Here is a 12819-nt window from a genome sequence, read left to right on the forward strand (position 1 = left end):
CCTCCCAAAGCTTGGTATAGTATTGAACGTTACCGGACGCCTTACTCCTCATTCGAACAGATAGCGGGACAAGGACAGCAGCATGATGACTGCGACGACGATACATAGAACGATGAGTCGTTTCTCTTGCTTGGCGACACGGCCGGGGCTGATATCCTTCCCGGAACGGGGTTCACGGGCCATAGGGGAATCCCTTCTTTCTGCATGGAATGCGGTGTTCTCGGCAGCGGACGAAGCGATGGATGCAAGTGCTTAAAGCGGTTGGCCGGCGTTGTCCATACCTTACGTTCACCGTTATACCGTTATTATAAACGACTGTTGTGATTTATTTCACAATATTTATGACGAGAGATTGAACATTTGTGATTGTTTTCACAATCCTTACGTGAGCGTTAGGTTTTGGCGGGGCAAACAAGCATGTTTCTTCTCTCCGGCCGGCCGGTTAGATTGGTGCCCTGGTATAAATTTATATCCATGGAAAAGTTCGCTTGCGATAAACGGCAGGCGTCATGCCTTCGCGCTTGCGAAAGCCGTTAATAAAATAACTGACGTCCTCCAGGCCGACTCGCTCCGCAATCTCCGCAAGCGGAAGGTCGGTAAGAGCCAGCAGTTCCTTCGCCTTCTCCATTCGAACTTGAATGGTATATTGATGAGGGGTAATGCCCATAGCTTGACGAAACGTCGCGCGCATATGACCTTCGCTCAAACACGCCGCGCGGGCGAGTTCACTTGCGCTGAAGGGACGTTCGTAATGGGTTCGGATGTATGCACATAGGTCTCTGACTCTCTTATCCAATGCGGGTTCCGGGGCGGACATAAACGGAATCGCGATTTTGGTCATCAGCGACATCCATAACTTGAACCTGGCTTCCCAGGCAAGCGCTGCCACCGATGCACGAGCCGAGAACAGGGCGTCGTCCGATACGGTCGACAAACTGCGCACCGCCTTCTCATCATGAATAAGCTGTTTCCATAATAATACGAGCTCCGTTAGCTCGCCGCCGGCTTCGAGAGGCAGACGAATCGGAATTCCGAACAATTCGTTCCAATTCATCCCGCCGATAATCGCCCGAATGCCCATAGACAAGTAACGAAGAGGCTCTTGTTCTCCGCCGGTATGAGCCGTCGTAACAGCCAAGCCAAGCGGCAGCACGATAAGATCGCCCGGCTCTGCCAAATATTCCTCTCCGGCGACTATAAGCTTCCTGCTGCCTTCCCGAATAAACCAAAAAGTTAATGCAGGAATCCGATATTCATTGAAGTTCCAGCTGGCTTCACGAAGCCAGTCATATAGAAAATAAAAGGATACATCATATTCTTCGGTTGCCAGCCGGTACAGTTGATGGTCGTTCAAGGAACCGTCCTCCTGAAACTTCTTCGTTTTTTACTATTATATCAGCGTTTATCATCTAAATAAGCGGCCATAAACAGAATATAATTTCCCTTAGTTACATTCAATCTTCGAAAAACGATAGTTGATTAGGAGGAAACTGCATGCATGCCCGCACTGCGTCGGAGCGTCCGAATGTCATCGTGTTTTTTACAGACCAGCAACGCTGGGATACGACGGGCGTTCATGGAAATCCGCTTGGACTGACGCCGAATTTCGATAGAATGGCTAGGGAAGGGACGCATTTCTATCATTCGTTTACTTGCCAGCCGGTCTGCGGTCCGGCCCGGTCCTGTCTTCAAACAGGCAGCTACGCGACCGAAAATGGCTGTTATCGCAACGGCATTCCGCTGCCTGCGAATACGCGCACGTTAGCGCATTACTTTAAGGAAGCCGGTTACGAAACCGGCTATATCGGCAAATGGCATCTCGCTGATCATGAGCCGGTCCGACCGGAGGCACGCGGCGGCTATGAGTATTGGTTGGCTTCGAATGCGCTGGAATTTTCCTCAGATGCCTACGATACTGTCATGTACGACAATGATTGCGATGAGGTCGAATTGCCCGGCTATCGTGCAGATGCCCAGACGGACGCGGCGATTCGCTATATTCACAGTCACAAGAACGATCCGTTTTTTCTGTTCTTGTCCTATATCGAACCGCATCATCAGAACCATTCGGATAACTATCCGGCTCCCCTTGGCTATGAGGAGATATATACCGACCGCTGGACGCCGCCCGATCTCAAGGCACTCGTCGGAACGGCTCCGCAGCACCTCGGCGGCTACTATGGCATGGTCAAGCGGCTGGACGAAGCGCTTGGCCGCCTGCGTGACGCACTGAAAAGCCTGGATTTAACCAAAAGGACGATCATTCTGTTCACATCCGACCACGCCTGCCATTTCAAAACGCGCAACGGCGAGTACAAGCGCAGCGCCCATGACAGCTCGATTCGCGTGCCAACGGCGGTATATGGACCCGGCTTCGAGCATGGCGGGCAGATTCGCGAATTAGTTAGTCTGATTGATATTCCGCCGACACTGTTAGGCGCCGCCGGTATCGACGTGCCTTCGCGCATGCAGGGGCGATCCGTACTGCCGCTTGTCCGGCGCGAACCCGTCGACTGGCCGGAGGAAGTGTTCCTGCAAATCAGTGAATCTCAAGTCGGAAGGGCGATTCGTACGAACCGCTGGAAATACAGCGTGCGCGCTCCGCAAGCCAATGCTTGGGAGGAAGCGGGTTCCGATCGCTACGTAGAGGATTTACTGTATGATCTGGAAGCGGACCCCCATGAGCTAACTAACCTCGCAGGCATCGACGCCTTCCGTCCGATTGCAGACGATTTGAAGCAGCGTCTCATTTCCCGCATGATCGAAGCAGGAGAAGACGCGCCAATCATCGATAATGCTGAATCGCGCCAGAGCGGCGCTCGCCGGGTTTCTGTCCAAGAATTACGAATAAAAATACGAAAGACAAAGTAGCATTTAACCGTCCCTCTGCCAGTGAAGATTTGGCGGAGTGGCGGTTCTTCTAGCATTTCCCTTTTAAACGATCGAAACACGATGATCTTCAACGGCCATGGACAAACTAATTGGGCAGTCTCAACGAGAAACAGCGAGGTGCTTGCGCGTAAACCGGTCCGTCATGCAAATCCGATTCGTGCAAGGAAGCATTATTTTTGGCATGGCGCATGAAAACGGCCGTGCGAAATGCCCGAAGGCGTTGCGTGATGTCGGCCAATTTCATGACGTTTAACAGATTCGGCGCGCCGTTCTCCTTGTTAAGATGAAGGTGCAGGATCGGGTGAGACCTTCCGGCCCGTGCATGAAGCCTTGCATGTCGGACAACGTGGACAAAGGTTTCTGAACGAACTCGGCACCCATGGCGTTTCTTCCAGAAGCCCATCTTATTCAGAGAGGATATGAGCACATGCTGCGCACCTTATTGAAGAATAGTTTGACGAGTTCATACGCCCGGCTAAACAGATTGATGGAGTCGTATGGAAAATGGGTTGGAGAAAATGATTATTACTGGGACTGCTGACGGTAGTCCCTGGTATTCAACTGTAAGTCGATTTGAAGCCGATCGGACTCGAGCCTTATTCCGCGTCCCGAGTATATGAACCAACGCGAAGGAAATCCTTATAATTGTTATGTCCGCAATGTGATTCGAACTGACGAAGAGGAGAGCATGCAAAATGGATAAAATCGAAAAAACGCTGTACACGGCCACGGTTAACGTTGTAGGCGGAAGAGAAGGCAAAGCGGTATCCAACGATGACAAGTTGAACGTGGATTTGCGCTATCCCAAGGAATTAGGCGGCAACGGGGAAGGAACCAATCCGGAGCAATTGTTCGCGGCGGGCTTCGCGGCTTGTTTCGAAGGCGCTATGGGCACGGTCATGCGAATGAAGAAGATCAAATCGGACGGGGTCTCCATTGTTTCCAACGTAACGCTCGGCAAGGATGCCAACGACGGCTTCGTGTTGGCGGTGAAGTTCGACATTACGATCAAAGGCGTTGAACGCAGCGTCGCTCAAGAAATCGTCGACGAAGCGCATCATGTTTGTCCTTACGCGAGAGCGACTCGCGGCAATATCGAGGTCATCTCGAACGTCGTCGATTAAGGGTTTAACCTCCCCCTATACGGTATTCGAAGACCTAAATATCCCGTTGGCGTACACGGGATATTTAGGTTTTTTCTGCGTTTCGTCGGGCGTGTAATCATTTTTCGTTGATCTGCCAATTTCAATCGTATCCTGGAGGAACGCCTCCTTGCATGTTTTCATGATTTCTGGGGACAATGTACGGAAGAATTAGGAACCGGGAAGAGTGATCAGACGTGAATGCAGCCCCCCGCCTATGGAAGGAGCTTTGTGAATCCGCGGATTTTGTATGCTACGAAAACCGCCTGGGCGCCTTTCCGATCTTCGTCGGCTACATCAAAACCCTCACGGAAACGGATGTGCTGGAGCGTTCTATTCTTGGCTGTTTGAGCGACAATCCGAATGCAAGCTTCGAGGAATTGTTCCAGCTGATCCCCGTGGCGGAAAAAGAAATATGCGAGGATTGGAAACGGACGCAGGACAAGGTTTATCGCGGGTATGTCGCGATTCAGTATGGTCAAGATAGCCAACAGTGGCTGCTGATCAATGCTGCAGCGACAAAGGGCCGCAGCGTCGCGATTCCGGAAGTCGAGTTCACCGTGGAGGGCCCGAAAGAAGGCTTCGTGGAATCGTTGGACACCAATCTGAACCTGATTCGCCAGCGGGTGCCTTACCCCGACTTGCGGATCAAAGAGCTTACGGTCGGCAGCATCTCCAAGTCCAGAATCGCGGTCGTGTACATCAAGGGAATTACCAACGAACAATATCTGAATACATGCATTCAGCGGATCGAGGATGTCCGGTTCGATCAGATTACGGACAGCACGCTGCTGCAGCAAATGATCGAAGACAATTCCAATTCCATTTTCCCGCAGACGATCGGCACCGAAAGGCCCGATTACGTGGCTTGGGCCGTGAGCTCCGGACAAATCTGCATCTTGAAGGACGGTTCCCCGACAGCCGTTTTTGTACCGGTCAATCTGTGGTTGTTTTTTATTACGTACGAGGACTATTACTTGCCTTGGATTATCGCCTCGGTGCTGCGGATGATCCGAATGTGCTCCGTGTTGTTTTCCGTCTATGCATCGCCTTTATACGTTGCCGTCATTACCTATCATGGCCAAGGCATATCCAACGTCTTCTTGCCTACGATCGTCTCTTCTCGGATCAACGTGCCGTTTCCGCCCGTCGTGGAAGTGCTGATCATGGAGCTGGTCATTGAACTCTTGCGGGAAGCGGGCGCCCGGCTGCCTACGAAGATCGGGCAGACGATCGGTATCGTCGGAGGTATCGTGCTCGGCACGGCTGCCGTCGAAGCCGCCCTGACCAGCAATTTCTTGCTGATTATCGTTGCTTTGTCGGCCTTGGCTTCGTTCACGACGCCGGTTTTTCGCATGAGCGCCACCATACGCGTCCTTCGGTTTCCTTTTATTTTCGCCGCTCAGATATGGGGGCTGCTAGGCATCGTCATCTGCACCTTGGCGTTGGTCGCCCACCTGCTGCGATTGACGTCGCTCGGCATGCCTTACCTCGTTCCGGTGTATCCGTTCCGCAAAAGCGATTTATACGACACGGTGATTCGTCCGCCTTATTCGAAATTCCATCATCGGTTCAGCTTCTTCAGATCGCCTTCCCCCGTAAGGTTCGACAGGAAAAAGGCAGCGGCCAAAAAAGACATCGACGAATGAGCATGCTTTGGGAGGGAGAAAAGTTTGAAGTTGCCTGCAACGGAGCATCCGCGTTTAACCGTATCGGCCTTTCTTGTATTCGTCTTGATTCACGCGATGCAGTTCGGCCCCGAATATGTGTCCATGTCGATCAAACCGATTCGGTGGGCCGGCCAAGACGTCTGGATCTCGGCTATCCTGTCCGGCCTCAGCATCTCCGCCGTTATTTGGTTGATGTATCAAATCCTCGATCGGTGCGGGACGGACCTTATCCATATCCATCGTCGTTTGTTCGGAAGATGGGCTGGAAGCGGGCTTAACCTTGTTTTTATCGTTTACTTTCTGCTCCTTGCCTGTTTCCAGCTCCGGCTGTTCATCGAAGTGATCCAAGTCTGGTTGTTCGCGGACTTAGCCACCTGGCCGTTGGCATTGGTCCTGCTGGTGCTTGCGTATTACATCGTTTCCGGAGGCTTTCGGGTAGTCGTGGGCATCTGCATGTTCAGCTTGATCCGCTACGTCACCATATTCGCCATGTTTTTTCCGGCGATTTATTTTCATTTCAACAACTTGACGCCGGCATTCGATCATTCGCCAAGCGAGATCCTGCAAGCAAGCAAGGCCATGACCTTTCCTTATCTGGGCGCAGAGTCGCTTCTATTTTGCTATACCTTTATCAAGTCGCCGGAAAAATCGCAAAAATGGGCGCATTGGGCGAACGCGCTTACGACCTTCTCTTTTCTGTTGATCCTGTTCTTTTCCTTGTTATTGTTCAAACCCGAGCAGTTATCGTTCGAAGTATGGCCCCAATTGACCAAATACAAATTCATTCAATTCCCGTTTATCGACCGGTTCGAATATATCGGCGCCACCGCGCAGATCTTATGGGTGATTCCGATCATCTGCTTCTGCCTGTGGGCGTCCAGCCGAATCGGCAAAATCATGCTCGGCGTGAGACAAACTGCGGTGCTGCCGTTCTTGTCGCTCATCGTATTTGCGGCCGTTTGCCTGATTCCCGACCGTCCTGGCGTGGAACGCCTTCAGGCCTGGTTAGACGGATTCGGGTTTTGCCTGACCTATGCCTACATACCGTTGGTGTATCTCGTCGTCCTGGTCAGAGTGAAAGCGAGAACGGCCGCATGAAACGTGCCTTCATCGTGGTTTATCTGCTCTGCGTGCTGTTAACCGGCTGCGTCAAACAAGAGATTCTGGAGAAATCCACGATCTCGTTCGTCGGCGCTTTCGACGAGGCGGCGGACGACCAGATCGAAATGACGCTGGCGCCGCCAAGATTTCACTCGGGGAAATCCATTTCCGTCTCCAATAATCTCATCTCCAACATCGGCCATACCAGTAAAAGCATCGTGCAAATCATGGACATGAAGTTAAACCGGACCATTAAAACGGGCAAGATTTCGGTGGTTTTATTCGAGAAAGCCATGGCGCAAAAGGGATTGGCGGACGAGCTGGACGTATTTCTGCGGGACGCGCTCTCGTCGCGCAAACTATTCGTGGCCGTTGTCGACGGCAAAGCCAAGAATCTCCTGCATGCCGATTTCAGCTCGGACGTGGAAAAGGGCATGTACTTGTTCGATTTGCTGCAATCGAACGTCAGGACCGGCTTCGTGCCCAGGCAAAATCTGAACGACTTCGAATACGCTTATTTGGGCAAAGGGATGGATCCTTTCTTGCCGATTCTCGCCCTGCGTAACGGGCATGTCGTGATCTCGGGATTGGCGTTGTTCAAGGACGACCGGTACGTCTCGTCGTTGAACGAGCAGCAGATGCGAATGGTGAAGCTGCTTCGCGAACGCACGAAGCACGGAACGCTAGAAGCGCGGCTGGATAACGGAACTTATGCCGCCGTCAGGAATGTGGGATCCAACGTGAAGTATCGCGTGAGCCGGGATCAGAACCGTCCGAAAGTGGCGATCGCACTCCGGTTTAAAGGGGAAGTCATGGATACGCAAGGATTTCAGCTGACCCGCGACGAGAAGCAGCGAATAAAAGAAGCTTTGGAGAAGGAGCTGGCCGCAACGGGCACGGCGCTTATCCAGCAATTCAAAAACGAAGGCATCGATCCGCTCGGGCTAGGGGATATCGTGAGAAGCAAAACGCGGAACTGGAACGAAGCGGCATGGAAGAAACAATACCCGGCGGTAAACGTGAGCCTGAAGGTTCATGTGGACATCCTGGACAGCGGAATCCGGAAATAACCGCGCGATGTCACAATAACGGTCCCTTCATCGTTCTATGTTCGAAGCGCGCTTCCAACAACGAAAAGCCTCGCAAGAGGCACATATAAGGGAGGAAATGGAAATGAAAATCGTAGTGATCGGCGGAACCGGATTGATCGGATCCAAACTCGTCCAACTTCTTAGCGGGCTTGGACATGAAGCCGTGGCGGCATCGCCGTCGAGAGGCGTCAACGCCGTTACGGGAGAAGGATTGGCCGAAGCGCTGCGCGGCGCGCAGGTTGTCGTCGACGTGGCGAACGCGCCGTCTTGGGAGGACCAAGCAGTGCTTGAATTCTTCGAGACGTCGAGCCGCAATCTGCTGGCTGCCGAAGCGGCGGCCGGCGTGAAGCATCACGTAGCCTTGTCCATCGTGGGCACCGACCGTCTGCCGGAGAACGGGTATTTCCGCGCGAAGCTGGCGCAAGAACGCTTGATCGCCGCTTCCGGCATTCCGTATACGATTCTCCGCGCGACGCAGTTCTTCGAATTCGTCGGCGGCATCGCCGATTCGTTCATGGTAGATAACGCGGTCCGCGTGCCAGCCGTCTCGTTCCAGCCGATCGTCTCGGACGACGTCTCGGCCGCGCTGGCCGATTGCGCGGTAGAAGCGCCGGCCAACGGGATTCTCGAGGTAGCCGGTCCGGATCGGATGCGCTTCGACGAGCTCGTCCGCCTGTTCTTGGCATCCAAGGGCGATCCGCGCGAGGTCGTTACGGATAACGGCGCGCGTTACTACGGGTCCGTGCTGGAAGAGAAATCGCTTGTACCGGACGGCGATTCCAAGCCGCGCATCGCGCCGACGCGCTTCGCGGACTGGCTTGCGAATTCGAAGTAAGCCGGGAAGTAACAATCGCGAGGAATGAGCGAGAAGCGAACAATACAAGGGGCTGTTCCGATGCCGTGAGGCTGAGGGGCAGCCTCTTTGTTTGCGTGCTGTTTGACCCCAAAAGGGTACTTAACTAGGAAGGAACGAAAAAAATGGCGTTCCTTATCCGATTAAACCGTCAAAAAGCCCTTCCTACGTCGGAGGAAGGGCTTTTCATAATCTCGCTTCGTTTACCGAAACAGAATCAAGTTACTCGGCGGCGATCGTCGCGTTGTCGACTGGCGGTGCCGGGTGACCCTTCAAGAAGGCAGTCGCTTTGGCTGCGATATCGGTGCCATCGACAAGGGTCAGCTCGTCCGTCGGATTGAAATTGCCGGCTTGGTCCAAGGCAATGAAACCAAGAGCCAGTGCCGTTTGAACGGCGCCGGATTTCGAGATATCCATCTCGGATGCATCTTTCACGTCGACCGGAACGACGTTGATCATCGGCAGCCGACCGCTCGTTTGGAGCGTATGCACCAGCAGGTAGACGAACGACTCGCGAGTGACGACGGCAGCAGGATCAATCTTGATTTGCAGGGACGCCTCCGGTCCGACGACTTGCTTGATCAGCTGGACGGCCTGTTCCGCCGAGATCGTCTTGCCCTCTTCGACAGGGGAAGAGTGGGCTTTCAAGTACTGCTGCGCATTGCGGATTTCCGAATCTGCGTCGGCTCTTGCAATGACGGTCTTCGGATTGAATTTCCCGTCCGCATCCAATTTCACGATGCCATAGGACAAGGCGCGTTGAATCGCCGCGGCGTATTCGGGCGAGATGCTTTCCAGATCCTTGATCTCGACGACGACGGGCTTGACCATCGGCAGATTGCCGCGTGCTTCCATCTCGCCGACGAGCCGGGAAGTGAATTGTTCGCGCGTGATTTGGTGATTCGGATTGTTGAGCCCGGCGGTCAGATGCACGTACCAAGCGAAATTGTGCGCGTACTGGGTATACCAAGTCGAGAGTCCTGCGTCCAGATTGCTCTGGAGCAGAGCGGCCATAGGGTTATTGCCTTGTGCGGCAGCTTGGTCCAGGGATGCGGCGGACGTGATTTGCGGGCCGGCGAATCCGAACAGCATAGCGGCGGCGGTAGTAGACAGGGCGATCATTTTAAACGGTTTTTTCATTTTCATTCACCTCTTGGAGTATTGTCTTGCTGTCATGAACCCTAGACGTGCCTTTCTCCAAAAAGGTTTCTTAAAATTAAGATTATCCTGAAATTGGAATTTGTTCAGCGAGCAGGCGGAGAACGCGCTCACCGTCGGGTCGGCCGTCAAAGGGCAATAGTGGAAGACCGGCTAGCTAGCCAGCATGCTCCCGGAAGCGTATGATAGCAGTTGAAAGGGGCTGAACGTTATGTTTCCGGTAGTACTGCCCGCGGTGCGGAAAATAAAGGAGGTCGAGTCGCTCGTGAACTCGGCCTTCTCGACGTTTGTTTTGCTGGGCGGCCATCTGGGCCAGATCAAGCCGATCGTGGATTTGGCCCGCGCCCGCGGGAAAGGAGTCATTCTTCATGCCGACTTGATCGACGGCTTGAAGAACGATGAATACGCGGCGGAATTTCTCTGTCAGACGGTTCGGCCGCTGGGGTTGATCTCCACGCGGACGAGCGTGATCCAGCGGACGAAGATGAACAAAGTCCTCGCCATTCAGCGTTTGTTTCTCCTCGACAGCGACGCGCTCGAGCGAAGCTATGCGCTAATCGAGAAGACGCGTCCGGACTACATCGAGGTCATGCCCGGCGTCATACCGGAGCTTATTCAAGAAGTGAAGGCGCGGACCGGCGTACCGGTCATCGCGGGCGGCTTGATTCGGTCGGCCGAGCAGGTGGACGCGGCGCTCACCGCCGGCGCCGCCGCCGTGACGACGTCTCGGCGCGAGCTGTGGAAATTGGGTTGATGAACGGAGTCAGGGAGTCGGCCAAAGGAAGAATCGCATGGCAATCGAAAACAAGCCCTCTCGGCAAGCGAAGCGGTCTACGTTCCTTGCGGCGGGTCGAGCGGCGATTCGCGCCGGAGATGGCGGCGTATATTCGGGACGAGCTGTACGAGGGCTGGCAGAGCGCGGTGCGCGCGGCATTGGCATTTGTGAAATAAGACGGATTATGCTATCCTAACGATAAGTTAATAACGGTTGGAGACACGGAGAGACCACGAAGAAGCCGATCCGGCAAGCCTTAGGGCATGCTGGAGACGACTTTTTTCGTGGTCTTTTTCTGTTAGCTTGATTTAAGCGGAGAATCGCTGCATGGAAAAGGAGCTATTCATATGACGATACAGCAACGAACGACATCATTTTCGGCGCAAGGCCGACTGCCCCTACTGGCCGAGATGCAGCGGGAGCCGCTCGACCTCTTGATTATCGGCGGAGGCATCACGGGAGCGGGCATCGCGCTGGACGCGGCTTCCCGCGGATTGCGGACGGGACTTGTGGAGATGCAGGATTTTGCGGCAGGAACGTCCAGCCGTTCGACGAAGCTCGTGCACGGCGGACTGCGTTACTTGAAGCAGTTCGAGATCGGCGTCGTAGCGGAGGTCGGCAAGGAACGCGCCATCGTATACGAGAACGGGCCGCATGTGACGACCCCGGAATGGATGCTGCTGCCGTTGTACAAAGGCGGGACGTTCGGCCCCTTTTCCACCAGCATCGGGCTGCGCGTGTATGATTTTCTGGCGGGGGTCAAGCGGGGCGAGAGACGGAAAATGCTGAACGGCAAGGAGACGCTCGCCAAGGAGCCGCTTCTCAAGAAGGACGGCTTGCGAGGCGGCGGGTACTATGTCGAGTACCGGACGGACGATGCCCGTCTAACCATCGAAGTCATGAAGCAAGCGGTAGAAGAAGGCGCGCTGGCAGTTAATTATGCCAAGGTGGAGACGCTCCGCTACGAGAATGGCAGCATCATAGGCGCGGTCGTGCACGACGAGGTCGGCGGAGGAAGATACGACCTGACGGCAGCGAAAGTCATCAATGCGACGGGACCGTGGGTCGATCAAGTCCGCGAGATGGATCAGTCCAAGGAGGGCAAGACGCTTCGGCTGACGAAAGGCGTCCATCTCGTATTCGATGCCGGGCGGTTCCCGCTGCGGCAGGCCGTTTATTTCGATACGCCGGACGGACGGATGGTGTTCGCGATTCCGCGCGCGGGCAAGACCTACTTCGGGACGACGGACACGAACTATGCGAGCGATATTGCCAATCCCCAAGTAACGGCAGCGGATCGAACCTATCTGCTCGAAGCCGTGAATGCCATGTTCCCTGGGCTGAAGCTGGGCAAGGAAGACGTGGAGTCGAGCTGGGCAGGGCTGCGCCCGCTCATCCAACAAGAAGGGAAATCTCCCTCGGAAATTTCCCGACGGGATGAAATTTTCGTCTCGCGCTCCGGGCTGATCTCCATTGCCGGAGGCAAGCTGACCGGCTACCGCAAGATGGCGGAAGCGGTCGTCGACAAAACGGTCGCGCTGCTGAAAGCGGAGGGCAAGGGGCAAAAAATCGGCGTCAGCCGGACGCAGACGATGAAGATGTCGGGCGGCGATGTCGGAGGATCGGCGAATTTCGAAGCGTACGCAGGTCAACAGACGGTTGAAGGCATAAGGAATGGATTCGGGGAAGCGGATGCCCGATTCATCGCGAGCCGGTACGGTTCCAATGCGGGCAAGGTATTCGGGCTGGCGGCGGAAACGAAGGCGTGGGCGGATAAGCACGGGCTGCCGCTTTCCCTCGCCGTGCAGCTGCGTTATGCGATAGCATCCGAGATGACGGTACGACCGGTCGATTTCTTCATCCGCCGTACGGGCACCCTGTTCTTCTCCATCGCGGAAGTACGCCGCTGGAAGAACGACGTCATATCGGCGATGGCCGAACGGTTGGGCTGGACCGAGGAGCAGCAGGCCCGTTATGCCCACGAGCTTGAAGAGAAGATCAGCGAAGCTTCGGAAGCGGTGGAAGCGCCTGAAACGGCGAACGCGTAAATGCGTAAAGCGTAGAGTTATAGAAGCGAAGAAATGACAAACGAAGAAGAATAAAAGTGATAAACGCGGAAGATAAAAGTGAAAAACGC

At 54.4% G+C, this 12819-nt stretch carries 12 protein-coding genes; 9 read left to right on the forward strand and 3 right to left on the reverse strand.

Annotated features, from left to right (window positions below; all coding sequences use genetic code 11):
- Positions 1–48 precede the first annotated feature (48 nt).
- The gene (locus GT003_RS32880) at positions 49–183 is read right to left on the reverse strand and encodes a hypothetical protein (RefSeq protein ID WP_275589194.1); all 135 of its coding nucleotides are present in this window, start codon (positions 181–183) and stop codon (positions 49–51) included.
- A gap of 283 nt (positions 184–466) precedes the next feature.
- Complete coding sequence (locus GT003_RS22765; RefSeq protein WP_161702182.1) at positions 467–1354, reverse strand: AraC family transcriptional regulator; 888 nt, start codon at positions 1352–1354, stop codon at positions 467–469.
- A 140-nt stretch (positions 1355–1494) separates the two neighbouring features.
- Between GT003_RS22765 and GT003_RS22770 the strand changes: the two genes are divergently transcribed.
- From GT003_RS22770 to GT003_RS22795, 6 genes are all read left to right on the forward strand, one after another.
- A complete protein-coding gene (locus tag GT003_RS22770) occupies positions 1495–2871 on the forward strand; it encodes a sulfatase family protein (RefSeq protein ID WP_161702184.1) in 1377 nt (458 codons plus the stop codon).
- A gap of 716 nt (positions 2872–3587) precedes the next feature.
- Positions 3588–4016: an organic hydroperoxide resistance protein gene (locus tag GT003_RS22775; RefSeq protein WP_161702186.1), complete on the forward strand. Its 429-nt coding sequence runs from the start codon at positions 3588–3590 to the stop codon at positions 4014–4016.
- A gap of 215 nt (positions 4017–4231) precedes the next feature.
- On the forward strand, positions 4232–5683 hold the full coding sequence (locus GT003_RS22780; RefSeq protein ID WP_161702188.1) for a spore germination protein: 1452 nt from the start codon (positions 4232–4234) through the stop codon (positions 5681–5683).
- A gap of 24 nt (positions 5684–5707) precedes the next feature.
- The gene (locus tag GT003_RS22785) at positions 5708–6802 is read left to right on the forward strand and encodes a GerAB/ArcD/ProY family transporter (RefSeq protein ID WP_161702190.1); all 1095 of its coding nucleotides are present in this window, start codon (positions 5708–5710) and stop codon (positions 6800–6802) included.
- Positions 6799–7875, forward strand: coding sequence for a Ger(x)C family spore germination protein (locus GT003_RS22790; protein ID WP_161702192.1), 1077 nt, complete (start codon positions 6799–6801; stop codon positions 7873–7875). The genes GT003_RS22785 and GT003_RS22790 overlap by 4 nt, the downstream gene beginning before the upstream one ends.
- Before the next feature lie 103 nt (positions 7876–7978).
- On the forward strand, positions 7979–8731 hold the full coding sequence (locus GT003_RS22795) for an SDR family oxidoreductase (RefSeq protein WP_161702194.1): 753 nt from the start codon (positions 7979–7981) through the stop codon (positions 8729–8731).
- Positions 8732–8971: 240 nt separating this feature from the next.
- Here the strand turns inward: GT003_RS22795 and GT003_RS22800 are convergent, their stop codons facing one another.
- On the reverse strand, positions 8972–9889 hold the full coding sequence (locus tag GT003_RS22800; protein WP_161702196.1) for an S-layer homology domain-containing protein: 918 nt from the start codon (positions 9887–9889) through the stop codon (positions 8972–8974).
- Positions 9890–10118: 229 nt separating this feature from the next.
- Here GT003_RS22800 and GT003_RS22805 point away from each other — a divergent pair, with 229 nt between their 5' ends.
- The 3 genes from GT003_RS22805 to GT003_RS22815 all read left to right on the forward strand — a co-directional run bounded on the left by GT003_RS22805 (position 10119) and on the right by GT003_RS22815 (position 12730).
- Entirely contained in the window at positions 10119–10661 is a 543-nt protein-coding gene (locus GT003_RS22805; protein WP_161702198.1) for a glycerol-3-phosphate responsive antiterminator, read from the forward strand.
- A complete protein-coding gene (locus GT003_RS22810) occupies positions 10661–10858 on the forward strand; it encodes a hypothetical protein (RefSeq protein WP_161702200.1) in 198 nt (65 codons plus the stop codon). The genes GT003_RS22805 and GT003_RS22810 overlap by 1 nt, the downstream gene beginning before the upstream one ends.
- Positions 10859–11029: 171 nt before the next feature.
- The gene (locus tag GT003_RS22815; RefSeq protein WP_161702202.1) at positions 11030–12730 is read left to right on the forward strand and encodes a glycerol-3-phosphate dehydrogenase/oxidase; all 1701 of its coding nucleotides are present in this window, start codon (positions 11030–11032) and stop codon (positions 12728–12730) included.
- Positions 12731–12819: the final 89 nt, after the last annotated feature.

Source organism: Paenibacillus sacheonensis (assembly GCF_009909195.1).
Lineage (GTDB): Bacteria > Bacillota > Bacilli > Paenibacillales > Paenibacillaceae > Paenibacillus_Z > Paenibacillus_Z sacheonensis.

What these genes read in the sequence shown, in the direction of transcription:
- GT003_RS22805 (WP_161702198.1), top strand. Translation starts at nt 10,119, where the DNA reads ATGTTTCCGGTAGTACTGCCCGCGGTGCGGAAAATAAAGGAGGTCGAG.
- GT003_RS22775 (WP_161702186.1), top strand. Translation starts at nt 3,588, where the DNA reads ATGGATAAAATCGAAAAAACGCTGTACACGGCCACGGTTAACGTTGTA.
- GT003_RS22795 (WP_161702194.1), top strand. Translation starts at nt 7,979, where the DNA reads ATGAAAATCGTAGTGATCGGCGGAACCGGATTGATCGGATCCAAACTC.
- GT003_RS22790 (WP_161702192.1), top strand. Translation starts at nt 6,799, where the DNA reads ATGAAACGTGCCTTCATCGTGGTTTATCTGCTCTGCGTGCTGTTAACC.
- GT003_RS22800 (WP_161702196.1), bottom strand. Translation starts at nt 9,889, where the DNA reads ATGAAAAAACCGTTTAAAATGATCGCCCTGTCTACTACCGCCGCCGCT.
- GT003_RS32880 (WP_275589194.1), bottom strand. Translation starts at nt 183, where the DNA reads ATGGCCCGTGAACCCCGTTCCGGGAAGGATATCAGCCCCGGCCGTGTC.
- GT003_RS22770 (WP_161702184.1), top strand. Translation starts at nt 1,495, where the DNA reads ATGCATGCCCGCACTGCGTCGGAGCGTCCGAATGTCATCGTGTTTTTT.
- GT003_RS22815 (WP_161702202.1), top strand. Translation starts at nt 11,030, where the DNA reads ATGACGATACAGCAACGAACGACATCATTTTCGGCGCAAGGCCGACTG.
- GT003_RS22810 (WP_161702200.1), top strand. Translation starts at nt 10,661, where the DNA reads ATGAACGGAGTCAGGGAGTCGGCCAAAGGAAGAATCGCATGGCAATCG.